Source organism: Nocardioides marmoribigeumensis (assembly GCF_031458325.1).
Classification (GTDB): domain Bacteria; phylum Actinomycetota; class Actinomycetes; order Propionibacteriales; family Nocardioidaceae; genus Marmoricola_A; species Marmoricola_A marmoribigeumensis.
On record NZ_JAVDYG010000001.1, the window covers coordinates 537,160 to 561,122 of the forward strand.

General features: G+C 73.8%; 23 protein-coding genes and 1 riboswitch. Of the genes, 1 reads left to right on the forward strand and 22 read right to left on the reverse strand.

From position 1 onward, the window contains the following. Window positions 1–10 precede the first annotated feature (10 nt). The 5 genes from ribH to rpe form a co-directional block, all read right to left on the reverse strand. Complete coding sequence (gene ribH, locus J2S63_RS02650) at window positions 11–508, reverse strand: 6,7-dimethyl-8-ribityllumazine synthase (RefSeq protein ID WP_310298250.1); 498 nt, start codon at window positions 506–508, stop codon at window positions 11–13. Beyond that, window positions 505–1,761 carry a bifunctional 3,4-dihydroxy-2-butanone-4-phosphate synthase/GTP cyclohydrolase II gene (locus tag J2S63_RS02655; protein ID WP_310298253.1) on the reverse strand — a complete coding sequence of 419 codons (1,257 nt, stop codon included), beginning with the start codon at window positions 1,759–1,761 and terminating at the stop codon, window positions 505–507. Before J2S63_RS02655 ends, ribH begins: the two co-directional genes overlap by 4 nt. Next, window positions 1,758–2,375 (reverse strand): riboflavin synthase, encoded by a 618-nt coding sequence (locus J2S63_RS02660; protein WP_310298255.1) that lies wholly within the window; start codon window positions 2,373–2,375, stop codon window positions 1,758–1,760. Before J2S63_RS02660 ends, J2S63_RS02655 begins: the two co-directional genes overlap by 4 nt. Beyond that, on the reverse strand, window positions 2,375–3,427 hold the full coding sequence (ribD, locus tag J2S63_RS02665) for a bifunctional diaminohydroxyphosphoribosylaminopyrimidine deaminase/5-amino-6-(5-phosphoribosylamino)uracil reductase RibD (protein ID WP_310298258.1): 1,053 nt from the start codon (window positions 3,425–3,427) through the stop codon (window positions 2,375–2,377). Before ribD ends, J2S63_RS02660 begins: the two co-directional genes overlap by 1 nt. 91 nt (window positions 3,428–3,518) lie before the next feature. Next, window positions 3,519–3,648: riboswitch (FMN riboswitch) on the reverse strand. Window positions 3,649–3,721: 73 nt separating this feature from the next. Next, window positions 3,722–4,384: a ribulose-phosphate 3-epimerase gene (rpe, locus tag J2S63_RS02670; RefSeq protein ID WP_310298260.1), complete on the reverse strand. Its 663-nt coding sequence runs from the start codon at window positions 4,382–4,384 to the stop codon at window positions 3,722–3,724. 131 nt (window positions 4,385–4,515) lie between these two features. On the opposite strand from rpe, the gene J2S63_RS02675 reads away from it, so the two are divergent. Continuing rightward, window positions 4,516–4,974, forward strand: a complete 459-nt coding sequence (locus tag J2S63_RS02675) for a hypothetical protein (RefSeq protein WP_310298262.1) — start codon at window positions 4,516–4,518, stop codon at window positions 4,972–4,974. Here the strand turns inward: J2S63_RS02675 and J2S63_RS02680 are convergent. The 17 genes from J2S63_RS02680 to pyrR form a co-directional block, all read right to left on the reverse strand. Further along, a complete protein-coding gene (locus tag J2S63_RS02680; protein ID WP_310298265.1) occupies window positions 4,944–6,416 on the reverse strand; it encodes an RsmB/NOP family class I SAM-dependent RNA methyltransferase in 1,473 nt (490 codons plus the stop codon). The two genes, J2S63_RS02675 and J2S63_RS02680, sit on opposite strands and share 31 nt — an antisense overlap. Then, the gene (gene fmt / locus J2S63_RS02685) at window positions 6,413–7,333 is read right to left on the reverse strand and encodes a methionyl-tRNA formyltransferase (RefSeq protein ID WP_310298267.1); all 921 of its coding nucleotides are present in this window, start codon (window positions 7,331–7,333) and stop codon (window positions 6,413–6,415) included. Before fmt ends, J2S63_RS02680 begins: the two co-directional genes overlap by 4 nt. Continuing rightward, window positions 7,330–7,872 carry a peptide deformylase gene (def, locus tag J2S63_RS02690; RefSeq protein WP_310298269.1) on the reverse strand — a complete coding sequence of 181 codons (543 nt, stop codon included), beginning with the start codon at window positions 7,870–7,872 and terminating at the stop codon, window positions 7,330–7,332. The genes fmt and def overlap by 4 nt, the downstream gene beginning before the upstream one ends. Window positions 7,873–7,934: 62 nt before the next feature. After that, window positions 7,935–10,004, reverse strand: a complete 2,070-nt coding sequence (locus tag J2S63_RS02695; RefSeq protein WP_310298271.1) for a primosomal protein N' — start codon at window positions 10,002–10,004, stop codon at window positions 7,935–7,937. Window positions 10,005–10,164: 160 nt separating this feature from the next. Continuing rightward, complete coding sequence (gene metK, locus J2S63_RS02700; RefSeq protein ID WP_310298274.1) at window positions 10,165–11,367, reverse strand: methionine adenosyltransferase; 1,203 nt, start codon at window positions 11,365–11,367, stop codon at window positions 10,165–10,167. Window positions 11,368–11,396: 29 nt separating this feature from the next. Further along, on the reverse strand, window positions 11,397–12,671 hold the full coding sequence (coaBC, locus tag J2S63_RS02705; RefSeq protein ID WP_310298277.1) for a bifunctional phosphopantothenoylcysteine decarboxylase/phosphopantothenate--cysteine ligase CoaBC: 1,275 nt from the start codon (window positions 12,669–12,671) through the stop codon (window positions 11,397–11,399). 57 nt (window positions 12,672–12,728) lie between these two features. Then, window positions 12,729–13,070: a DNA-directed RNA polymerase subunit omega gene (gene rpoZ / locus J2S63_RS02710; RefSeq protein WP_310298279.1), complete on the reverse strand. Its 342-nt coding sequence runs from the start codon at window positions 13,068–13,070 to the stop codon at window positions 12,729–12,731. Window positions 13,071–13,133: 63 nt separating this feature from the next. After that, a complete protein-coding gene (gene gmk / locus J2S63_RS02715; RefSeq protein ID WP_310298281.1) occupies window positions 13,134–13,703 on the reverse strand; it encodes a guanylate kinase in 570 nt (189 codons plus the stop codon). Further along, complete coding sequence (gene mihF / locus J2S63_RS02720; protein ID WP_310298283.1) at window positions 13,700–14,026, reverse strand: integration host factor, actinobacterial type; 327 nt, start codon at window positions 14,024–14,026, stop codon at window positions 13,700–13,702. The genes gmk and mihF overlap by 4 nt, the downstream gene beginning before the upstream one ends. 125 nt (window positions 14,027–14,151) lie before the next feature. Continuing rightward, window positions 14,152–14,628 carry a hypothetical protein gene (locus tag J2S63_RS02725; protein ID WP_310298286.1) on the reverse strand — a complete coding sequence of 159 codons (477 nt, stop codon included), beginning with the start codon at window positions 14,626–14,628 and terminating at the stop codon, window positions 14,152–14,154. Further along, window positions 14,625–15,464, reverse strand: a complete 840-nt coding sequence (gene pyrF / locus J2S63_RS02730) for an orotidine-5'-phosphate decarboxylase (RefSeq protein WP_310298288.1) — start codon at window positions 15,462–15,464, stop codon at window positions 14,625–14,627. The genes J2S63_RS02725 and pyrF overlap by 4 nt, the downstream gene beginning before the upstream one ends. After that, window positions 15,461–16,537 (reverse strand): quinone-dependent dihydroorotate dehydrogenase, encoded by a 1,077-nt coding sequence (locus tag J2S63_RS02735; RefSeq protein WP_310298291.1) that lies wholly within the window; start codon window positions 16,535–16,537, stop codon window positions 15,461–15,463. The genes pyrF and J2S63_RS02735 overlap by 4 nt, the downstream gene beginning before the upstream one ends. Beyond that, a complete protein-coding gene (gene carB / locus J2S63_RS02740) occupies window positions 16,534–19,908 on the reverse strand; it encodes a carbamoyl-phosphate synthase large subunit (RefSeq protein WP_310298294.1) in 3,375 nt (1,124 codons plus the stop codon). The genes J2S63_RS02735 and carB overlap by 4 nt, the downstream gene beginning before the upstream one ends. A gap of 1 nt (window position 19,909) precedes the next feature. Next, a complete protein-coding gene (carA, locus tag J2S63_RS02745; protein WP_310298296.1) occupies window positions 19,910–21,037 on the reverse strand; it encodes a glutamine-hydrolyzing carbamoyl-phosphate synthase small subunit in 1,128 nt (375 codons plus the stop codon). 79 nt (window positions 21,038–21,116) lie between these two features. Further along, window positions 21,117–22,409, reverse strand: coding sequence for a dihydroorotase (locus J2S63_RS02750; RefSeq protein WP_310298299.1), 1,293 nt, complete (start codon window positions 22,407–22,409; stop codon window positions 21,117–21,119). Next, a complete protein-coding gene (locus tag J2S63_RS02755) occupies window positions 22,406–23,365 on the reverse strand; it encodes an aspartate carbamoyltransferase catalytic subunit (RefSeq protein ID WP_310298302.1) in 960 nt (319 codons plus the stop codon). The genes J2S63_RS02750 and J2S63_RS02755 overlap by 4 nt, the downstream gene beginning before the upstream one ends. Beyond that, window positions 23,365–23,910, reverse strand: a complete 546-nt coding sequence (gene pyrR, locus J2S63_RS02760; RefSeq protein ID WP_310298304.1) for a bifunctional pyr operon transcriptional regulator/uracil phosphoribosyltransferase PyrR — start codon at window positions 23,908–23,910, stop codon at window positions 23,365–23,367. The genes J2S63_RS02755 and pyrR overlap by 1 nt, the downstream gene beginning before the upstream one ends. Between the last annotated feature and the right edge of the window lie 53 nt (window positions 23,911–23,963).

The following is a 23,963-nucleotide window of genomic DNA, read 5'->3' on the forward strand; positions in this document are numbered from 1 at the left end:
GGAGGACAGCCTATCGGCGGCCGACGCCGCCGACCTCGCGCAGCGTCCGGGCCGTGAGCAGCGCGGCCGCGGTGGCCTCGTAGCCCTTGTCCTCCTGGGAGCCCTCCAGCCCGGCTCGGTCGAGCGCCTGCTGCTCGGTGTCGCAGGTCAGCAGGCCGAAGCCGATGGCGACGCCGTGGTCGAGCGCGACCCGGTTGAGCCCGTCGGTCGCGGCGGAGCAGACGTAGTCGAAGTGCGGGGTGCCGCCGCGGATCACGACCCCCAGCGCGACGACCGCCTCGTGGCCGGCGCGGGCCAGGGCGTCGGCGACGACCGGGAGCTCGAAGGACCCGGGCACCCGGACGACGTCGGCGGTGACGTTGAAGTCGGCCAGCGCCTTCTGTGCGCCGGCCACCAGGCCGTCCATCACCTGGTCGTGCCAGCTCGCGGCGACCACGGCGACCTGGAGGTCGCTGCAGTCGACCGGCTCCGCCGCGTAGCGCTCGGTGGGGGAGCCCACTCCACTCATGCGTCTGCTCCTTGGTTGTCGTCGAGGGTGAGGTCCGGGAGGACGTGGCCCATCCGGTCGCGCTTGGTGCGCAGGTAGTCGAGGTTGTGGTCGTTGGGGTGGGGGGTGAGTCCCACGCGCTCGACCACCTCGATGCCGTAGGCCTCCAGGCCCTCGGTCTTGGCCGGGTTGTTGGTCAGCAGCCGCACCGACCGGACCCCGAGGTCCTTGAGCACCTGGGTGGCCGCGCCGTAGTGACGGGCGTCGGCCGGCAGCCCCAGGTCGAGGTTGGCGTCGACGGTGTCCCGTCCGCCGTCCTGCAGCTGGTAGGCCTGCAGCTTGGCCAGCAGGCCGATGCCCCGGCCCTCGTGGCCACGGAGGTAGACCACGACGCCGCTGCGGTTGGCGACGATCCGCTCCATCGCCTCGTCGAGCTGCGGCCCGCAGTCGCAGCGGCTGCTGCCGAACACGTCGCCGGTCAGGCACTCCGAGTGCACCCGGCACAGCACGCCCTCGCCGCCCTCCAGGGCCGCCGGGTCGCCGTACACCAGCGCGACGTGCTCGGACTCGTCGATCGCGATGCGGTAGCCGAAGGCGGTGAAGTCGCCGAACCGGGTCGGCAGGCTGGTCACCGCGACCCGCTCGACGTGGCTCTCGTGACGGCGGCGGTGGTGGACCATCTGCTCGATCGAGATGAGCTTGAGCCCGTGCTCGTCGGCGAAGTCGCGCAGCTCCTGCCCGCGCTTCATCGTGCCGTCGTCGTTGACCACCTCGACGAGCACGCCCGCGGGGGTCAGCCCGGCCATGCGGGCCAGGTCGACCGCGGCCTCGGTGTGCCCGCGCCGGGACAGCACGCCACCCTCGCGGTAGCGCAGCGGGAAGATGTGCCCGGGGCGCGTGATCTCCCACGGCTCGGTCGCGGAGTCGGCCAGCACGCGCGCGGTGTGCGAGCGGTCGGCGGCACTGATCCCGGTGCTCACCCCGTCCCGGGCGTCGACCGAGATCGTGTAGGCCGTCCGCAGCTTGTCCTTGTTGTGCGGCGTCATCAGCGGGATCTCGAGCCGGTCGAGCATCTCCCCCGGCATCGGCACGCAGATCACGCCCGAGGAGTGGCGGATCGTGAAGGCCATCAGCTCGGGCGTCGACCTGCTGGCGGCGAAGATGAGGTCGCCCTCGTTCTCGCGGTCCTCGTCGTCGACGACCACGACGGCCCTGCCGGCCGCGATGTCGGCGATCGCCTCCTCGACGCTGTCGAGGCGGATCGTGTCGCTCATCGGTTGTCCTCCTGCTGCAGGCGGGGGCCGAGCATGCGCTCGACGTACTTGGCGACCACGTCGACCTCGAGGTTGACCGGCTCACCGGGCTGCCGGTGACCGAGCGTGGTGCGGGCGAGGGTCTCCGGGATCAGGGAGACGGTGAAGCTGCCGCGGGCGTCGTCGACGCGCACGACGGTCAGCGAGACGCCGTCGACCGTGATCGAGCCCTTGTCCACGAGGTAGGTCGCGAGGTGCGGCGGGAGCGAGACCTCGACGACCTCCCAGTGCTCGCTGGGCGTGCGGCTGCGGACCTCGCCGACCCCGTCGACGTGGCCCTGCACGAGGTGGCCGCCGAGGCGGGCCTGCAGGGTCATCGCGCGCTCGAGGTTGACCTGCGACTGCGGGGCGAGGGCGCCGAGGCTGCTCTTGTCGAGCGTCTCGCGCATCACGTCGGCGGTGAACACCTCGCCGTCGAGGCTCGCGACGGTCAGGCAGACCCCGTTGACGGCGATGGAGTCGCCCAGCGAGGCGTCCTCGGTGACGAGCGGTCCGCGGACCGAGAGCCGCATCGCGTCGCTCTGGCTCTCCAGGGCGACGACGGTGCCGAGCTCCTCGACGATGCCGGTGAACATCAGGCCTCCTTCTCGTGCGGTCTCATGGTGAGCCGCACGTCGGTCTCGGGAGCAGCGCCGATCGTCGTCACGTCGAGGACGTCGAGGCGCAGCGCGTCGGTGATCGAGGTGAACGGCAGCCCTTGCGCAGCAGGGATCCCGTCACCGATGAGCAGGGGCGCGACGTAGGCGACGACCTCGTCGACGAGCCCGGCCGCGAGGAAGGCGCCGGCCAGGGTCGGGCCTCCCTCGAGGAAGACCTCGCGCCGGCCCTGCTCGAAGAGCGTCGTGAGGACCGCGGACAGGTCACGCGTGCCGGTCACCCAGGTGGCGGCGGAGTCGTCGAGCACGGCGGCGTCGCCGGGCAGGGGGCGCTCGCCCACGACGACGCGCAGCGGCTGCGCCTGGCGCGGCAGCGGCCGGTCGTGCTCGTCGCGGACGTTGAGCCGGGGCCCGTCGGTGAGCACGGTGCCGGTGCCGGCCATCATCACGTCGGCCAGCCCGCGCAGGCGGTGGGTGTCGCGGCGCGAGGCGGCGTTGCTGACCCAGCGGCTGGTGCCGTCCGCGGCGGCGCTGCGCCCGTCGAGGCTGGTGGCCAGCTTCCAGGTGACGAACGGGCGGCCGTGCCGCAGCCCGTGCAGCCAGCCGCGGTTGAGCCGCGTGGCCTCCTCGGCCATCAGCCCGCACTCCACCTCCACACCTGCCTCGCGCAGCCGCCGCGCTCCCCCGCCCGCCGCCTCGGTGGGGTCGGGCAGGGCGTGGACCACCCGCCGTACGCCGGCGGTGAGGAGGGCCTCGCTGCACGGGCCGGTGCGGCCCGTGTGGTCGCACGGCTCGAGGGTGACCACCGCGGTCAGGCCCTGCCGCAGCAGGGCGTCGTCGACCTGGGACAGCGCGTCGACCTCGGCGTGGGCGGTGCCCGCGCCCCGGTGGAGGCCCTCGGCGACCACGCGGCCGTCGTCGTCGAGGAGCACGCAGCCCACGCGGGGGTTGGGACCGAAGGGGACACCGGGCGTCGCGGCCAGAGCGAGGGCGCGCGCCATCGCCTCGCGCTCCGCGCTGCTGGTGCCCATCTGGTCGCCTCTCCGGTCCGCGTCTCGCGGTCACCGGGGGCGTGCAGGGAAGACGGTCGGTCCGGCCCACCGTCGTGCGGCGGCCGGAGCCGTGCGTGCGCTTCCCATCCGGACTCTCACCGTCGGTCCAGGAGTTCCACCTGGTCCACCGGTCACTGGCTGTGACCGGGTCGCGGACTGTCACCGCCGGCTCGGAATTTCACCGATCCCAGTGCACGCGAGCTCAACACTCGTCACGGGAAAGGGTGCCACACCCCCGAGGGAGGTGTCAGCGACGTCCCACGGAGACGCGCGTCACGCCTGCGCGGCCGCAGCGGTCGCGCGCAGGCGGTCGACCATGTCGGCCGGGTCGTCGGCGCTGAAGACCGCGCTGCCGGCGACGAACATGTCGGCCCCCGCCTCGGCGCAGCGCTCGACCGTGTCGAGGGAGACGCCGCCGTCGACCTGGAGCCACAGGTCGAGGCCGTGCCGGTCGATGAGCTCGCGCGCGCGGCGGATCTTGGGCAGGCACAGGTCGAGGAACTTCTGGCCGCCGAAGCCGGGCTCGACGGTCATCACCAGAAGCATGTCGAGCTCGGGCAGGAGGTCCTCATAGGGCTCGACCGGCGTCGCCGGGCGCAGGGCCAGCCCGGCCCGCGCGCCCTGGGCGCGCAGCTCGCGCGCGAGGCGGACCGGGGCGGTGGCCGCCTCGACGTGGAAGGTCACCGAGCCGGCCCCCGCCTCGACGTACGCCGGAGCCCAGCGGTCGGGGTCCTCGATCATCAGGTGCAGGTCGAGCGGGGTGTCGACGGCCTTGGCGAGGGCCTCGACGACCGGCACGCCGAGGGTGAGGTTGGGGACGAAGTGGTTGTCCATCACGTCGACGTGCAACCAGTCGGCGTTGGCGATGCGGCGCGCCTCGTCGGCGAGGTGGGCGAAGTCGCAGGACAGCATGCTCGGTGCGATCTGGATTCCCATGGCGGTGCGCAGCCTACCGACCGCGCGCTCCGCGGTTGGGAGCCGTACGGCGGGGGTACCCCGTGCAGCAGGAGGGCGGGAGAGGGTACGGCGCACCGGCGCGCCGCCCCCCGCACAGGAGAGGAGCCCTCATGGACACCGTCCAGGTCATCGTGCTGGTGGTCGTCGTGCTCGTGGTGGTGGGTGCCGTCGTGGCCCTGCTGGGACGACGCAGGCGGCAGCAGCACGAGCAGCGGGTGCAGGTCGCCCAGCAGCACCGCGAAGGTGCCCGGGAGGAGCTCGGCGACCTCCACCAGCAGCGGCAGCAGGCCGACGTCGCCGAGCAGCGCGCCCAGGAGGCGCGGCTGGCCGCCGAGCGCGCCGAGACCGAGGCCAGGGCCGCTCGCGAGGCCGAGCAGGTCCAGCTGGCCCGGGCCGAGGACCGCGTCCGCGAGGCCGACCGGGTGGACCCGCGCGTGGACCACACCGCCGACGACTACGAGCCCGGCTTCGACCGGGTGGACCGCCCCCAGGACGTGCAGCACCAGCAGCCGGGCACCGCGCCGGTCGAGCCCGGCACTCAGCCGGTGGACGGCCGGCCGACCACCTGACGGCGGCGCAGCAGCGCCAGGAACATCGCGTCCGTGCCGTGCCGGTGCGGCCACAGCTGGACGGTGCCCGCCAGCGGGCCCGCGTGGTCGGGCACGGCACGGAGCACGTCGGCGGCCACCTCGTCGGCGTCGAGCAGCTCCACGTCGTTGCGCCCGGCCAGCACCTGCTCCACGACGCCCGCGGTCTCGGCGAGGACCGGTGAGCAGGTGACGTAGGCCGTGAGGCCGCCGGGCCGGGTGGCGTCGATCGCCCTGTCCAGCAGCGCGCGCTGGAGCGGGACCAGTGCCTCCACGTCGCCCGGGGTGCGGCGCCAGCGCGACTCCGGGCGCCTGCGGAGGGCACCCAGGCCCGAGCAGGGCGCGTCGACGACGACGCGGTCGAACTCGTCCCTGCCCCACGGGGGGTCGGTGGCGTCGGCGACGACGACCTCGACGACCCCGGCCGGGACCGCGGCGACCGCGCGCTCCACCAGGGCCGCCCGGTGCGGAGCGCGCTCGCCGGCGAGGAGGTGGGCGCCGCGGCGGGCCGCCTCGGCCCCCCACAGCGCGGCCTTGCCACCGGGCCCCGCGCAGGTGTCCAGCCAGCGCCGGTCGTGGCCGCCTTCGAGGGGCACCGCGAGCGCCGCGAGGGCGACCAGCTGGGAGCCCTCGTCCTGGACCGCCGCGCGCCCCCGCCGGACGGCCTCGATGGCGCCGGGGTCCCCGGAGCCGAGCGTGACGCCCAGCGGCGACCAGCGGGTCGGCTCGGCGCCCTCGACCGCGAGGAGCTCCTCCCGGTCGACCAGGCCCGGTCGGGCCACCAGCGTCACGCGGGGGGCCTCGTTGTCGGCGGCGAGCAGCGCGTCGAGCTCGTCCGCCCGCTCCCCCAGGCTCTCGGCCAGGGCGTCGACCACCCACCGGGGGTGCGACTGCCACACCACCTGGAAGCCGCGCGGGTCACCGCCGGGGTCGGGCGCCACCGCCCGCACCCAGGCGTCGAGCGTCTGCTCGGCCACCCGGCGCAGCACGGCGTTGACGAAGCCGGCCGGACCGTGGCCGACCTCCTGGCGCACCAGGTCGACGGTGGTGCCGACCGCGGCGTGCGACGGCACCCGCATCGACAGCAGCTGGTGGGCCCCCAGCCTCAGGGCGTCGAGCACCGGCGGGTCGATGCGCGTCACCGGACGCCGGGCGCAGGCGCTCAGCACCGCGTCGTAGGTGCCCTGCCGACGCAGGGTCCCCGCGGCGAGCTCGGTCGCGAACGCCGCGTCCCGTCCCTCCAGCCCCCGGGCCCGCAGGCGCTCGGGCAGCACGAGGTTGGCGTAGGCGTCCTCGGCCGCCACCGCACGCAGCACGTCGTACGCCGCAAGCCTGGCCTGGTCGACCTTGGGCCGTGGCCGAGGTGGCCGGCCGCCGCTGCGCGGTCCGGGGCGCTTGCCACCCGGGCGGGGCCGGACGTTCATCCGAGACGCTCGCCGGAGGCGACCCGGACCCCGCGCGCCCAGTCGGCGGCCGGCATCTCCTTGCGGCCGTGGGCTCTGACGAGCCCGAGGCGGACGGCCGTGGTGCCCGTGCCGACGAGCACCTCCTGCTTGCGGACCACGAGCTCGCCGGCCGCCACCTGCTCGTCGACCGGCTCGAGGGGTCCGAGCTTGAGCCGCTCGCCGGCGTACGTCGTCCACGCGCCGGGCGCGGGCGTGCAGGCCCGGACCTGCCGGTCGACGGCGAACGCGGGCTGCTCCCAGCGCACCTCGGCCTCGGCGACCTCGACCTTGGCGGCGTGGCTGACGCCGTCCTCGGGCTGGGGGCGCTCGTGCAGCTCGCCGGACTCCAGGCCGTCGAGGGTCGCCACCAGCAGGGGCGCGCCGGCCTCGGCGAGGCGGTCGAGCAGGTCGCCGGCGGTGTCGCGAGGACGGATTCGCTCGGTCAGCACGCCGTACGTCGGGCCGGCGTCGAGGGCGCGGACGATGCGGAAGGTGGTGGCGCCGGTGTAGTCCTCCCCCGCCCAGAGGGCCCGCTGCACCGGGGCGGCGCCGCGGTAGGCCGGGAGGACCGAGAAGTGCAGGTTGACCCAGCCGTGCCGGGGCACGTCGAGCGCCGACTGCGGCAGCAGGGCGCCGTAGGCCACGACCGGGCAGCAGTCGGGCTCCAGCGCGCGCAGGGCCTCGAGGAACTCAGGCTCGCGCGGGTGGCCGGGCTTGAGCACCGGCACGCCGAGCTCCTCGCCCAGCTCGGCCACGGGACTCGCGACCAGCCGGCGCCCGCGGCCCGCCGGGGCGTCGGGACGGGTCACCACGCCGACCAGCTCGTGGGGCGAGGCGGCGATCGCCCGCAGCGACGGGAGGGCGACCTCGGGCGTGCCCGCGAAGACGACCCTCACAGCGCCAGGCCGCGCGTGGGGTGCGGGCTGACCTTGATCGTGGGCGGCGGCCCGAACCACTCGGACTCGCGGATCGCGCGCATCGCCTGCTTGCGGGTCTCGGCGTCCAGGCGCTGGACGAAGAGGATGCCGTCGAGGTGGTCGGTCTCGTGCTGGATCGCCCGCGCGAGCAGGTCGGAGCCCTGGATCGTCACCGGCTCGCCGTGCATGTCGACACCGCGTGCGACCACCTGCAGCGACCGCCTGCAGGGGAAGACCAGGTCGGGGATCGACAAGCAGCCCTCGTCGCCGTCCTGCATCTCCTCGGACAGCGAGAGCTCGGGGTTGACCAGGTGGCCGAGCTCGCCGTCGACGTTCCAGGTGAACACCCGCAGCCCGACCCCGATCTGGGGCGCGGCGAGGCCGGCGCCCGGGGCGTCGAGCATCGTGTCGGTGAGGTCCTTGACCAGGCGGCGCAGCTCGGCGTCGAAGTCGACGACCGGGGCGGCCTTCGTGCGCAGCACCGGGTCTCCGAAGAGACGGATCGGCTGGACGGCCACGGGCGCTCCTTCACGGGTCGGGGGGACGACCCCCGAGTCTACGGAGCCGCCCGATCGGTCCCTCAGCCCAGGGACCAGGGGTCGACCTGCACGCGCACGGGCGGCAGCTTGCGGGCCGCACGCACCCCGGACACCGCGCGCAGCGCCTCGGAGAGCGCCGGACCGGCCCGGCGCGGGACGCGGACGACGACCCGCTCGGCGCCGTCCTGGTCGGGCACCGGTCCGAGCACGTCGGCACCCGGCGGGAGGCGCAGCCGGCCCAGGGCGTCGGCGAGGTCGTCGGGCGACCCGGTCAGCACGGCCATGCGTGCTCCCGGCGGGAGGTGGGCCTCGCGCCGCTCCTGGGCGGTGCGACCGGCGAAGCCTGCGGGGTCCCACCGGACCAGGGCCTGGACGACCGGGAGCGCCGGGTCGCCGACCAGCACCACGTGCCCACCCTCGCCCGCCGGGCGGGCCAGGGCCGCGGCGTTGGCCCAGCGGCGCAGCGCCTCCTCCTCGGTGCGCAGGTCGGGGCGCGCGAGCACGAGCCAGGTGTCGAGCAGGACCACCGTGGTGTAGCCGCCCCGGGCCGGTGGCTCGGCGCCCGGGGTCGCCACGACGAGCACCGGGGCGTCCTCGACCTCGTCGAGCACCCGGTCGGCGCTGGACCGCCGCACCGTGGTGCCGGGGAACGAGCGGCCCAGCTCCTCGGCCGTGCGCCGCTCCCCCAGCACGACGGCCCTCAGGCTGCCCTGTCCGCACACCGGACAGCGGTGCTCGGGGACCTCGGTGCCGCACCAGCGGCAGGTCAGGTCGGCCTGGGAGCGTGGCTGCTCCAGCGGCCCCTGGCAGTGGGCGCAGCGCGCCGGGGTGCGACAGGTGCTGCACACCAGGGCGGGGGCGTAGCCGCTGCGCGGGGTCTGCACCAGGACGGGCCCGTGGGCGAGCCCCTCCGCGATGGCGCGGTGGGCGCTGGTCGGCAGCCGGGTCGTGCGGGCGAACGGGTCGCGCTCGACCTCCTTGTCGGTGGCCCCGGTCACCGACACCCGCGGGGCGAGGCTGCGGCGCAGGTCCCGGTGGGCGGTGAGGTCGTGGGCCCAGCCGGTCTCCACCAGCACCGCCGCCTCCACGCTGCGGGAGGTCGCGGCGAGCAGGGCCCCGGCCCCCGCCTCGTGGGCGCGGACCAGCAGCACCTCACGGGTGTGGGGGTAGGGCGCGCGGGGCTCGGCGAACAGGTCGTCGCCGTCGTCCCAGAGCGTCACCAGCCCGAGGTCGTGGACGGGAGCGTAGGCCGCGGCGCGGGTGCCGACCGCGACCCGCACGTCGCCGCGCGAGAGGGCCAGGAACGCGCGGTAGCGGGCGGCCGGACCGAGGTCTGCCGAGAGCACGACGTGGCGCCCCACGCCGAGCACCTCGCCCAGGGCCGCGTCGGCGCGGGCCAGGTCGCGGTGGTCGGGGACGCAGAGCAGCGCACCCCGCCCGCTCGCCACCGTCGCTGCCACCGCGTCGGCCAGCCCGCGCATCGGGTCGTCGCCGGGCAGGACGGACCACACCGCTCGCGGGGACCTCCCCTCCCGCAGCCCCTCGAGCAGGCCGGGCGGGTAGTGCTCCCACAGGGGCGACGGGTCCAGAGGGGCGGCCGGGTCGGCGGCCGGGCGTCGCTCCTCCTTCTCCACCCGGGCGTGGCGGGGCGGGATCGCGAGGCGGAGCACGTCGGAGCGCGTGCCGGCGTACCTCTCCGCGACGAGGAGGCTGAGCCGGGCGACCTCGGGGTGGAGCACCGGCTCGGGACTGACCACCTTGCGCAGGGGCGCCAACCGGCCCGGGTGGTCGCTCTCCGCGACGCGCTCGAGCAGGAAGCCGCCCACCTCCTGGCCGGCGAAGCGCACCTTGACCCGGCAGCCCGGGACCGCCTGGTCGTGCAGGTCGGCGGTGACGAGGTAGTCGAACGGCTTGTCGAGGTGGGCCAGCGGCACGTCGACCAGCACGCGGGCCACGGGTCGCTCCGGCGCCGGGTCGGGCCCCCGGGCCTGGTCCTTGGCGCGGGTGCGCTCGGTCTGCTCCGCCGCCTCGGCCCGGGCCCGCGCGAGCTCGGGGAGCAGGTCGAGCTGCTCCCCGGCGGGCGGGGTCCTCGGGTCGGGCTCTTCGGGCACGCCGGGAGTCAACCAGCCCCCGCCGACGTACGCCCCATCTGGGTCCACAGGGCCCGCTGCAGTTTCACTAGGTACCTAGTGAAACTGTCACCTCCCGAGCGAAGTTTCGCTCGGGGAGCGAGAACATCACTAGGTACCTAGTGAAACCGAACCCAGCGGCTCAGATGCCGGCGGCGGCCTTGAGGGCGTCGACGCGGCTGGCCTGCTCCCAGGTGAACTCGGGCAGCTCGCGGCCGAAGTGGCCGTAGGCCGAGGTCGCGGCGTAGATCGGGCGGAGCAGGTCGAGCTCGCGGATGATCGCGGCCGGGCGGAGGTCGAAGACCTCGAGCACGGCCTTCTGGATCAGCTCGTCGGAGACCACGCCGGTGCCGAAGGTCTCGACGAAGACGCCGACCGGGGCGGCCTTGCCGATGGCGTAGGCGACCTGGACCTCGCAGCGACGGGCCAGGCCCGAGGCGACGACGTTCTTGGCCACCCAGCGCATGGCGTACGCCGCGGAGCGGTCGACCTTGGACGGGTCCTTGCCGGAGAACGCGCCGCCGCCGTGGCGGGCCATGCCGCCGTAGGTGTCGACGATGATCTTGCGGCCGGTCAGCCCGGCGTCGCCCATCGGGCCGCCCACGACGAACTTGCCGGTCGGGTTGACCAGCATGCGGTAGCCGTCGGAGGGCAGCTCGAAGCCCGCCAGCACCGGGTCGATCACGTGCTGCTTGACGTCGGCCTCGAGCTGGGCGTGCTCGACCTCCTCGGCGTGCTGCGTCGACAGCACGACCGTGTCGATGCGCACGGGGCGGTCCTCGGCGTCGTACTCGATGGTGACCTGGGTCTTGCCGTCGGGACGGAGGTAGGCCAGCGTGCCGTCCTTGCGGACCTCGGTCAGCCGCTGCGCGAGCCGCTGGGCGATCATCACCGGCAGCGGCATGAGCTCGGGGGTGTCGTCGCAGGCGTAGCCGAACATCAGGCCCTGGTCGCCCGCGCCGCGCATGTCGTCCTCGTCGGCCGAGGAGCCCACGCGCGACTCGTGGCCGTGGTCGACGCCGGCGGCGATGTCGATGGACTGGTTGCCGATCGCGACCGTGACGCCGCAGCTGTTGCCGTCGAAGCCCTTGTCGGAGGAGTCGTAACCGATCTCGAGGATCGCCTCGCGGACCAGCTGCGCGACCGGGGCGTAGGCCGTCGTGCGGACCTCGCCCGCGACGACGACCAGGCCGGTGGTCAGCAGGGTCTCGACGGCGGTCCGCAGGTTGGCGCGGTCGGAGTCGTGCTCCATCAGGTAGTCCAGGACGGTGTCGCTGATCCGGTCGGCGATCTTGTCCGGGTGGCCCTCGGTCACGGACTCGGAGGTGAAGAGACGTCCAGTCATGACGCCGAGCGTATCCGCCGGCCCGAGGCTCAGCGGGGGGTGCCCGAGGCCGTGGACAGCCAGCGCGAGGCGACCCGGTCCCAGATGACGTGGGCCAGCACCGACTTGGACCCGAGCGGGACGCTCGTGGTCGTGCCGTCGCTGCCCAGGACGACCGCCTCGTTGTCCGGACTGCCGAACACCTTGCCCTGGCTGACGTCGTTGACCACCAGCAGGTCGCACCCCTTGCGGGCGAGCTTGGCGCGGGCGTGGTCGAGCACGGAGCCGGTGGCGTCGCCGGTCTCGGCGGCGAACCCCACCACGACCTGGCCCGGCAGGGCCCGCTCGCGGGAGAGCTCGGCGAGGATGTCGGGGTTCTGCACCAGCTCGAGCGGCGGGGCGGAGCCGTCGTCGCCCTTCTTGATCTTGCTGTCGCTGTGCGCCGCGGGCCGGAAGTCGGCGGGCGCTGCTGCCATCACCACCGCGTCGGCGTGAGCGGCCGCGGCGAGCACCTCCGTGCGCAGCTCGGCGGTCGTCTCGACGCGTACGACGTGCACGCCGGCCGGGTCGGGCAGCGCCACGTTGGCCGCGACCAGCGTGACCTCCGCCCCCCGGGTGACCGCGGCCCGGGCCAGGGCGACTCCCTGGAGCCCCGAGGAGCGGTTGCCCAGGAAGCGCACCGGGTCGAGGTACTCCCGGGTGCCGCCCGCCGACACGACCACCTTGCGGCCGGCCAGGTCCTGGCTGAGCCCGCCCTCGTGCCGGCGCGCGTGGGCCAGCACCCCCAGCGCGGTCTCGACGATCTCGAGCGGGTCGGGCAGCCGGCCCTTGCCGGTGTCCTTGCCGGTCAGGCGCCCGGAGGCGGGCTCGAGCACGACGACCCCGCGGTCGCGCAGCGTCGCGACGTTGGCCTGCGTGGCGGCGTGCTCCCACATCTCGGTGTGCATCGCCGGCGCGAGCACGACGGGGCACCGGGCGGTCAGCAGCGTGTTGGTCAGCAGGTCGTCGGCGAGCCCGTGGGCGGCCTTGGCCATCAGGTCGGCGGTGGCGGGGGCGACCAGGACGAGGTCGGCCTCCTGGCCCAGGCGCACGTGGGGCACTTGGTGGACGTCGGCCCAGACCTCCGAGGAGACCGGCTTGCCGGACAGGGCGGCCCAGGTCGGCGCCCCGACGAACTCGAGCGCGGCGGCGGTGGGGACGACGGTGACGTCGTGACCGGACTCGGTGAGCCGGCGCAGCACCTCGCAGGCCTTGTAGGCGGCGATGCCGCCGCTCACCCCCAGGACGACCCGGGGACGGGCGACGGCATCTGCTTCGGTGCTCACGTCAGGAATGGTCGCAGACCCGACCGGCGACCCGACAGGGAACGGCGACGCGAGGGCTCAGAGGTCGAAGTCGGAGGACCCGGCCTCGGTGGCACCCGCCGGTGCGGCGGGCTGGTCGACCGCGAGTTGCGGCTCGGCCTCGGGGTCGTACTCCTCGCAGGTGAGGAGGTCCGCGTTGATCTCGCGGAGCGCGATCGACAGGGGCTTCTCCTGCACGTGGGTGTCGACCAGCGGGCCGACGTACTCCAGCAGGCCCTCGCCGAGCTGGGAGTAGTACGCGTTGATCTGCCGGGCGCGCTTGGCGCTGTAGAGCACCAGCTGGTACTTCGAGTCGGTCTTGGTCAGGAGCTCGTCGATGGGCGGGTTGGTGATGCCCTCGGCGATCGGGGTGCCAGACACGTGGGTGAGCCTCACAGAGAGTTGCGGGTGGTGAATGAAGAGATGTCCGCCTGCGCGACCAGGTCAGGTGACCGGAGCAGAACTGGGACCAAGCATCAATCGTACCAACTCCTCGCCCGCAGCCGGAATCTCGGTGTTGACGATGGTCACGTCGAACTCGGGCTCGGCGGCCAGCTCCTGCCGCGCGGTCCGGAGCCGGCGCTCCCGCTCGGCCTCGGTCTCGGTGCCTCGGCCGACCAGCCGGTTGACCAGCTCCTCCCACGACGGCGGGGCGAGGAAGACGAACAGGGCGTCCGGTGCGGTGCTCCGCACCTGGCGTGCGCCCTGCAGGTCGATCTCGAGCAGCGCCGGCCGGCCGGAGGCGAGCGCCTCGGAGACGGCGTGGCGGGGCGTGCCGTACTTCGCCGAACCGTGGACGACCGCCCACTCGAGCATCTCGCCGTCGGCGATCATGCGGTCGAACTCGTCGTCGTCGACGAAGAAGTAGTGCTGCCCGTGCACCTCCCCCGGGCGCGGGGGCCGGGTGGTCGCGGAGACCGAGATCCAGATCTCGGGGTGGTGCTCGCGGACGTAGGCGGCGATCGTGCCCTTGCCGACGGCAGTGGGGCCGGCCAGGACGGTCAGGCGGCTCACGCGGGTCCGCCGCCGGCGAACTCCTCCTTGAGCGCGGCGATCTGCTTGGAGCCCAGACCACGCACGCGGCGGCTCTCGGAGATGCCGATGCGCTCCATCAGCTGACGGGCGCGGACCTTGCCCAGCCCGGGCATGGCCTGCAGCAGGTCGACCACGCGCATCTTGCCGATGACCTCGTTGGTCTGCCCCTGCTCGATCACCTCGACGATCGAGGCACCGGAGTGCTTGAGGCGGTTCTTGACCTCGGCCCGCTCCTTGCGGGAGGCGGCTGCCTTGTCGAGGTTGGCCTGACGCTGTTCGGGGGTGAGTCGCGGCAGAGCCACAGTCGTCCTCGCAGTCCACTCGATCGGGGCGTCGCGTCGGGTCCACGACAGGTCAGGAACGGGTCGAAATCTAGTCATCCCGCCCGGCGTGCCGCAAACGGGGGGTCAGCGGGTGTCCCGCCCGGTCAGACGCGGAGCTCGACGTGGCACACCTGGCGAGCCTGGTCCTCCAGCCCGCGGGAGGCGTCCACGACGCGTGGGCTGGAGAGCTCCGCCGCGACCTCGCCGAGTCGCCGGGCGTCGGCCGCCGAGACGCCCGCCGGAGTGCGGCCGGGGCGGTAGTCACCGGGGTCGACCCCCGCCTGCTTCACCGCGTCCACCAGGCCGCTCCAGGCGTAGTAGACGGTGTCCCACTCGTCGCGCAGGTCGTGGGGCGCGGCGTCGCGCAGCCGGCCGAGCGCCTCGGCGGTGGGCGTCAGCACGTCGGTGCCGGGCTTGCCTGCCTGGGCGGCCAGGTCGGCCAGCTGCTTCCGCTCGTCCTTCAGCGTCGAGCAGTAGGCACTGTCGCGGCTGTCCCCGTCGCCGCCGCAGCCGGTCAGGCCCGCGAGCACGAGGAGGCCGCAGAGCGCAGCGGCGAGGCGGCTCAGGACGTGCGCCCTCATCGGACCAGGGCCGCGAACTGCTCGTTGGTGCGGCGGGCGGCCGCCCGCAGCGCGGCGACGTCGGGGCCGGCACCGAGGATCTCGCGGCTGCTGGACGGGACGACGTGGCGCACGGCGTCGCCGAAGACCGCGCGCACCGACTCGGCCGTGCCGCCCTGAGCGCCGACCCCGGGCACCAGCAGCGGGCCGTTGACGTCGAGGTCCTCGGCGCTGACGGGGGCGCGTCCGATGGTGGCGCCGACGACGGCGCCGTGCGAGCCCCAGGGCTCGGCCCCGGCGTTGCGTGCGGCGAGCTCGGCCAGGACGGTGCCGGCCACCGAGCCACCGTCCGGCGTGCGGGCGTGCTGGAACTGCGGACCCTCGGGGTTGGAGGTCAGGGCCAGCACGAAGACCCCCGCCCCGTGCCGCTCCGCGGTCGCCAGCATCGGCTCGAGCGACCCGAAGCCGAGGTAGGGGCTGGCCGTCATCGCGTCGGCGGCGAGCGGCGAGCGCGGGTCGAGGTAGGCATCGGCGTAGCCCTGGGCGGTCGTGCCGATGTCGCCGCGTTTGACGTCGAGCAGGACCAGCGCGCCCAGCTCACGGCACCCGGCGACCACCCGCTCGAGCACGGCCACGCCGGCCGACCCGTGGCGCTCGAAGAACGCCGACTGGGGCTTGACCACCGCGACCTCGGGACCCAGCGCCTCGACCGAGGTCATCGCGAAGCGCTCCAGCCCGGACACGTCGTCGCTGAGGCCCCAGGCCCCGAGCAGCGCCGCGTGCGGGTCGATGCCGGCGCAGACCGGTCCGCGCGCGTCCATGGCGGCCCGCAGCCGCGCGCCGAAGGGGGTCGTCATCGGGTCGCCTCCCGGGTCGGGGTCTCGGACAGCGCGCGCTGCACGCGGGCGGGCCACCACGGCCCGCCGTACACGAAGCCGGTGTAGGCCTGCAGGAGCGTCGCCCCGGCCTCGAGCCGGGCGCGCGCCTGGGCGGCGTCGCCGATGCCGCCGACCCCGACCAGGCACAGGTCGGGGCCCACGCGCCCGCGCAGCAGCCGCAGGACCTCCTCGGACCGCGTGGTCAGCGGCGCACCGCTCAGCCCGCCCGCGCCGCAGGCCTCCACGTCGGCGGACGGGCTGGCCAGCCCGTCGCGGCGGATCGTGGTGTTGGTCGCCACCACCCCGTCGAGGCGCAGCGCCAGGGCCAGGTCGGCGACCGCCAGCACGTCGTCGTCGGAGAGGTCGGGGGCGATCTTGACCAGCAGGGGGACGCGGCGGCCCTCCCCGTCGGTCGCCTCGTCCGCGCGCCGGCGTACGGCGGCCAGGAGCGGCTCGAGGCGCTCCACCGCCTGCAGGTCGCGCAGCCCCGGGGTGTTGGGCGAGGAGACGTTGACGACCAGGTAGTCCGCGAAGGGGGCCAGCAGCCCCGCGCTCTTCTCGTAGTCGGCGACCGCCCCGTCCTCGGGGACGACCTTGGTCTTGCCGATGTTGACCCCCAGCACCACCGGGTGGTCGCCGGGAGCGCGGCGAGCGGCACGAGCCGCGAGCCGACGGGCCACGACCTCGGCCCCGTCGTTGTTGAAGCCCATGCGGTTGACGATCGCGCGGTCGGCCGGCAGCCGGAACAGCCGCGGCCGGTCGTTGCCCGGCTGGGGCTCCCCCGTCACGGTGCCGATCTCGACGTGGCCGAAGCCCAGCGCGGCAAGGGCGTCGACGCCCTGGGCGTTCTTGTCGAACCCGGCGGCGAGCCCGAGCGGGCCGGCGAAGGTCAGCCCCATCGCGAGCACGGGCTCCGCCTCGCGGCGGACCCGCGTCCCGCGCGCGGCCAGCGCAGGTCCGGCCGACCGGATCGCCCGGAACGCAGCGTGGTGGGCGCGCTCCGGGTCGACCCGGGTGAACGCGTGCTGGAACAGCGCGTCGTACGCCGTCACGCGCGGCCGCTCCTGGCGGCCCAGTCCTGCAGGGACCGGACCCCGATGTCGTGCCGTCGCAGCGCCTGGATGCCCTGCACCGCGGCGGCCAGGCCCTGCACGGTCGTGATGCACGGGATGTTGGCGACGATGGCCGCGGTGCGGATCTCGTAGCCGTCGACGCGCGCCGACCCTCCGGTCGACGAGCCGTGGGGCGTGTTGATGATCAGGTCGACCTCGCCGTCGCGGATCAGGTCGACCGTGGTCGGCTCGCCGTCGGGGCCCGGGCCCTCGAAGTGCTTGCGCACCACGCGCGCGTCGATGCCGTTGCGGCGCAGCACCTCGGCCGTGCCGCCGGTCGCGAGGATCTCGAAGCCGAGGTCGGCCAGCACCTTGATCGGGAAGATCATCGTGCGCTTGTCGCGGTTGGCCATGCTCACGAAGATCCGGCCGCTGGTGGGCAGGCTGCCGTAGGCCGCCGCCTGGGACTTGGCGAACGCGGCGCCGAAGTCGGCGTCGAGGCCCATCACCTCGCCGGTCGACTTCATCTCGGGGCCGAGGACGGTGTCGACCTGCGCGCCGTCGGCGGCACGGAACCGGTTGAACGGCATCACCGCCTCCTTGACCGCGATCGGCGCGTCGCCCGGCAGCTGCCCGCCGTCGCGCTCGGGCAGCAGCCCGCCGCGGCGCAGGTCGGCGATGGACTCGCCGAGCATCACGCGCGCCGCGGCCTTGGCCAGCGTCACCCCGGTCGCCTTGGAGACGAACGGCACCGTGCGGCTCGCCCGCGGGTTGGCCTCGAGGACGTAGAGCACGTCGGAGCCCAGGGCGTACTGGATGTTGAGCAGGCCGCGCACCCCGATGCCCTTGGCGATCGCCTCGGTGGCCTCGCGGATGCGGCCGATCTCGGCGGCCCCCAGGGTGATCGGGGGCAGCGCGCACGCCGAGTCGCCGGAGTGGATGCCGGCCTCCTCGATGTGCTCCATCACGCCGCCGAGGAACAGGTCGGTGCCGTCGTAGAGCGCGTCGACGTCGATCTCGACGGCGTCGTCGATGAACCGGTCGACCAGCACCGGCCGGTCGGGGCTGATCTCGGTCGCGGCGTCGATGTAGGACCGCAGCGCCTCGTCGGCGTAGACGATCTGCATGCCGCGGCCACCCAGGACGTAGGACGGCCGCACGAGCACCGGGTAGCCGATCTCGGCCGCGATCGCGCGCGCCTCGTCGTACGACGTCGCCATGCCGTGCTTGGGCGCGACGAGACCGGCGTTGCCGAGCAGCCGGCCGAAGGCACCGCGCTCCTCGGCGAGGTGGATCGCGTGCGGGGAGGTGCCGACGACCGGGACGCCGGCGTCCTCGAGGCCCTGCGCGAGCCCGAGCGGGGTCTGACCGCCCAGCTGGCAGATCACGCCCGCGACCGGTCCCATGGCGAGCTCGGCGTGGTAGATCTCCAGCACGTCCTCGAGGGTGAGCGGCTCGAAGTAGAGCCGGTCGGAGGTGTCGTAGTCGGTCGAGACCGTCTCGGGGTTGCAGTTGACCATGATGGTCTCGTAGCCCCCGCCGGGCAGGGCCGAGCCGCCCTTGGTGTGCGACAGCGCGAGGCTGGCGTGCACGCAGGAGTAGTCGAACTCGATGCCCTGGCCGATGCGGTTGGGACCGCTGCCGAGGATGATCACGGCCGGGCGCTCGCGCGGCTCGACCTCGGTCTCCTCGTCGTAGGACGAGTAGTGGTAGGGCGTGCGGGCCGCGAACTCCGCGGCGCACGTGTCGACGGTCTTGTAGACCGGGCGGATGCCGAGCGCGTGACGGACCCCGCGCACGACGTCCTCCGACAGGTTGCGGATGCGGCCGATCTGGTGGTCGGAGAACCCGTGGCGCTTGGCCAGCCGCAGCAGGTCGGCGGTCAGCTCGGGGGCGTCGATGAGCTCCTGGGCGACCTCGTTGATCAGCACCAGCTGGTCGATGAACCACGGGTCGATCCGCGTGGCCTCGACGACCTCGTCGGGCGTCGCCCCGGCGCGCAGGGCGTCCATCACCTTGCGCAGGCGCCCGTCGTGCGGCGTCGCGATCTCCTGCAGCAGCGCGTCCTTGTCGAGCTCGACCCACGTGTGGGACCAGTCGAAGGGAGCCTTCCTGTCCTCCAGGCTGCGCAGGGCCTTCTGCAGCGCCTCGGTGAAGCTGCGTCCCAGGGCCATCGCCTCGCCGACCGACTTCATGTGGGTGGTCAGGGTCGGGTCGGCGCCGGGGAACTTCTCGAAGGCGAACCGCGGCACCTTCACCACGACGTAGTCCAGCGACGGCTCGAAGCTGGCCGGGGTCTCCCCCGTGATGTCGTTGGGGATCTCGTCGAGGGTGTAGCCGATGGCGACCTTGGCCGCGATCTTGGCGATCGGGAACCCGGTCGCCTTGCTGGCCAGGGCGCTGGAGCGCGAGACGCGGGGGTTCATCTCGATGACGACCACGCGGCCGTCCTCGGGGTTGACCGCGAACTGGATGTTGCAGCCGCCGGTGTCGACCCCGACCGAGCGGATGATGCCGATCGAGAGGTCGCGCAGGTGCTGGTACTCCCGGTCGGTGAGCGTCATCGCCGGCGCGACGGTGATCGAGTCGCCGGTGTGGGTGCCCATCGGGTCGAGGTTCTCGATCGAGCAGACGATCACGACGTTGTCGGCCTTGTCGCGCATCACCTCCAGCTCGTACTCCTTCCACCCGAGGATCGACTCCTCGAGGAGCACCTCGGTGGTGGGGCTGGCCGAGAGGCCGGCGCCGGCGATGCGGCGCAGGTCGTCCTCGTCGTAGGCCATGCCGGAGCCGGTGCCACCCATCGTGAAGCTCGGGCGGATCACGCAGGGGTAGCCGAGCTCCTGGGCGCCGTCGAGCGCCTTCTGCAGCGCGTGCCGCTCCTTGTCGCCCTTGCTCGCATGCGCTCCGAGGTCCTCTCCGTTGCAGATGACGCTGCGCGCCACCTCGCCGCCGAGCTCCTCGACGATGCGCTTGAACGACTCGCGGTTCTCACCGCGGTGGATCGCCTCGATGGACGCGCCGATCAGCTCGACGTCGTACTTCTCGAGCACGCCGGCCTCGGAGAGCGCGATCGCGGTGTTGAGCGCGGTCTGGCCGCCGAGGGTCGCGAGGAGCGCGTCGGGCCGCTCGTGGGCGATCACGCGCTCGACGAACTCCGGGGTGATCGGCTCGACGTAGGTCGCGTCGGCGAACTCCGGGTCGGTCATGATCGTGGCCGGGTTGGAGTTGACCAGGATGACGCGCAGTCCCTCGGCCTTGAGGACGCGGCAGGCCTGGGTGCCGGAGTAGTCGAACTCGCAGGCCTGGCCGATGATGATCGGCCCCGAGCCGATCACCATGATGCTCTGGATGTCGTCGCGCTTGGGCATGTCAGGCCTCCCCGCCCATGAGGGCAACGAACCGGTCGAAGAGGTAGGCCGCGTCGTGGGGACCGCCCGCCGCCTCGGGGTGGTACTGCACCGAGAACGCCGTGAGGGCACCCTCCGCGTCGCGGAGCTCGAGGCCCTCCACAACGTTGTCATTCAGACAAATATGCGAGACCGTCGCCTCGCCGTACGGCGTCGAGGTGGCGCCGTCGCGCGGCGCGTCGACGGCGAACCCGTGGTTGTGCGCGGTGATCTCGACCTTGCCCGTGGTGCGGTCCATCACCGGCTGGTTGATGCCGCGGTGGCCGTACTTCAGCTTGTAGGTGCCGAACCCGAGCGCCCGCCCGAAGAGCTGGTTGCCGAAGCAGATGCCGAAGTAGGGCAGCCCGCGCTCGAGCGCCTGCTGGAGCAGCGCGACCTGGTCGGTGGTGGCGGCCGGGTCACCCGGGCCGTTGGAGAAGAAGAGCCCGTCGGGCGAGACCGCGAGCACGTCGTCGATCGTGGAGGTCGCCGGCAGCACGTGCACCTCGATGCCGCGCTCGGCCATCATCCGCGGGGTGTTGGCCTTGATGCCGAGGTCGAGGGCCGCGACGGTGAACCGCTTGTCGCCGACGGCCGGGACGACGTACGTCGACTCGGTGGTCACCTCGCCGGCGAGGTCCGCGCCGGTCATCTCGGCCGACTCGCGCACCCGGGCGAGCAGCGCCTCGGGGTCGCGCTCGGTGGTGGAGATGCCGACGCGCATCGCGCCGCGCTCGCGGAGGTGACGAGTCAGCGCGCGGGTGTCGACGCCGCTGATGCCGACCACGCCCTGGTCGCGCAGCTCGTCGTCGAGGCTGCGGCGGGAGCGCCAGCTCGACGGCACGCGCGCGGGGTCACGCACGACGTAGCCGGCCACCCAGACGCGGCGGGACTCGGGGTCCTCGTCGTTGATGCCCGTGTTGCCCACGTGGGGGGCGGTCATGACCACCACCTGGCGGCGGTAGGACGGGTCGGTGAGCGTCTCCTGGTAGCCGGTCATCCCCGTGGAGAAGACCGCCTCCCCGAACGTCTCTCCCTCGGCGCCGAAGGACTCACCGCGGAACGTGCGGCCGTCCTCCAGGACCAGCAGTGCGGGCGCATGCCTCGGCACGCCGTACCTCCTTCTCCGCCTCACTGGACGGCTCGTTAAAGGATGTTCGAGCTGGTGGGAAACCTACCAGCGGGGATGGTCAGGTCAGCTTGCCGTCCAGGACCGTCGGTCGGCCGCGGAGGAACGTCGCGACCACGCGGCCGGGCAGCTCCATCCCGGCGTACGGCGTGTTGCGCGACAGCGAGGCGCTCTCGGCGGCCTCGACCACGCGGCGGGCCGACGGGTCGTAGAGGACGACGTGGGCCGGGTTGCCCTGCTCGAGCGGCTGGCCGTGGTCGGTGAGCCGCCCGATCCGCGCCGGGGCGTAGGACATCCGCTCCGCGACGCCGGCCCAGTCGAGCAGCCCGGGGTCGACCATCGTCTCCTGCACGATCGACAGCGCGGTCTCGAGGCCGAGCATGCCGAAGGCCGCGCTCGCCCACTCGCAGTCCTTGTCCTCGTGGGGGTGGGGGGCGTGGTCGGTGGCGACGATGTCGATCGTGCCGTCGGCCAGGCCGGCCCGGAGCGCCTCGATGTCGCTCGCGCCGCGCAGCGGCGGGTTGACCTTGTAGATCGGGTCGTAGGTCGCGGCCAGCTCGTCGGTGAGGATCAGGTGGTGGGGGCACGCCTCGGCGGTGACGTTCCACCCCTGGGCCTTGGCCTGCCGCACGATCGCGACCGAGCCCGCGGTCGAGACGTGGCACACGTGCAGCCGCGACCCGACGTGGGCGGCGAGCAGGCAGTCGCGCGCGATGATCGCCTCCTCCGCCACGGCCGGCCAGCCGGCCAGGCCGAGGCGGCCGGAGAGCTCGCCCTCGTTCATCTGGGCGCCCTCGGTCAGCCGCGGCTCCTGCGCGTGCTGGGCGATGACGCCGTCGAAGGCCTTGACGTACTCCAGCGCGCGGCGCATCAGCAGCGGGTCGCTGACGCACTTGCCGTCGTCGGAGAAGACCCGGACCCGGGCCGCGGAGTCGGCCATCGCGCCGAGCTCGGCCAGCCGCTCCCCCGCCAGCCCGACGGTGACCGCGCCGACCGGGAAGACGTCGGCGTAGCCCGCCTCGCGACCCAGCCGCCACACCTGCTCGACGACGCCCGCGGTGTCGGCCACGGGGTCGGTGTTGGCCATCGCGTGCACGGCGGTGAAGCCGCCGAGCGCGGCGGCCCGCGTGCCCGAGAGCACGGTCTCGGCGTCCTCGCGGCCGGGCTCGCGCAGGTGGGTGTGCAGGTCGACCAGGCCGGGCAGCGCGACGAGGCCGTAGGCGTCGACGACCTCGGCGCTCGGGGCGGTCACGGTGCCGGCGGCGCCGACCTCGGCCAGCACGCCGTCGCGCAGCAGGAGGTCCTGCGGGGTGCCGCCGAGCACGGCGGCGCCGCGGATCAGGAAGTCGGTCACAGGTTGTCCTCCGAAGGGATGTCCGAGGCGTCGGCGCCGCTGAGCAGCAGGTAGAGCACGGCCATGCGGACCGCGACTCCGTTGGTCACCTGCTCGACGATCACCGAGCGCTGGGAGTCGGCGACGTCGGCCGTGATCTCCATGCCGCGCACCATCGGGCCGGGGTGCATCACGATCGTGTGGTCCTGCAGCGTGGCCATGCGGCGGGCGTCGAGGCCGTAGCGCCGGGAGTACTCCCGCGTGGTGGGGAAGAACGCGGCGTTCATCCGCTCGGCCTGCACGCGCAGCATCATCACCGCGTCGGTCTTGGGCAGCACGGCGTCGAGGTCGTACGACGTCTCGACGCCCCAGGTGTCGACGCCCACCGGCAGCAGAGTCGGTGGGGAGACGAGGGTGACCTCGGCCCCGAGCGTCTTGAGCAGCAGCACGTTGGACCGGGCCACGCGCGAGTGCAGGACGTCGCCCACGATCGCGACGCGGCGGCCCTCGATGCCGCTCTCGGAGGAGCCGAGGTGGCGCCACATCGTGAACGCGTCGAGCAGCGCCTGAGTGGGGTGCTCGTGCGTGCCGTCGCCGGCGTTGACCACCGAGGAGCGCACCCAGCCGGAGTTGGCCAGGCGGTGCGGCGCGCCGGACGCGCCGTGGCGGATCACCACCGCGTCGGCGCCCATCGCCTCCAGCGTCAGCGCGGTGTCCTTGAGCGACTCGCCCTTGGACAGCGAGGAGCCCTTGGCCGCGAAGTTGATCACGTCGGCCGACAGCCGCTTGGCCGCGGCCTCGAAGGAGATCCGCGTGCGCGTGGAGTCCTCGAAGAACAGGTTGACCACGGTGCGACCCCGCAGGGCCGGCAGCTTCTTGATCGGCCGGTCGGCCAGGGACCGCAGCTCGGCCGCGGTGGTCAGGACCAGCTCGGCCTCGTCACGGCTCAGGTCGCCGGCGCTCAGCAGGTGCTTCATCAGGAGCTCGCCTCCTCGATCGTGACCGAGTCGGTGCCGTCCATCTCCGCGACCCGCACCCGCACCCGCTCGGCCGAGGAGGTGGGGAGGTTCTTGCCGACGAAGTCGGCGCGGATGGGCAGCTCGCGGTGCCCGCGGTCGACCAGGACCGCGAGGCGCACGGCCTTGGGCCGGCCGAGGTCGTTGAGCGCGTCCAGGGCGGCCCGGATCGTGCGCCCGGAGTAGAGCACGTCGTCGACGAGCACGACGACCTTGCCGTCGATGCCGTCGGAGGGGATCTCGGTGGGCAGGAGGGCCCGGGCCGGCTTCATCCGCAGGTCGTCGCGGTACATCGTGACGTCCAGGGAGCCGGTGGGGACCTGCTCGCCCTCGACCGAGGCGATGCGCTCGGCGATGCGCTGGGCCAGGGGCACGCCGCGCGAGGGGATGCCGAGCAGCACCAGGCCGGCCGGGCCCTTGTTGCGCTCGAGGATCTCGTGGGAGATGCGGGTGAGGGCCCGGTTGACGTCACGGGGATCGAGGACGGTCCGGACGGGGTCGCTCACCGCGGGACCGGGGACAGGCGCGCTCACAAGAGGAGGACCTCCTTCTCCGCCTC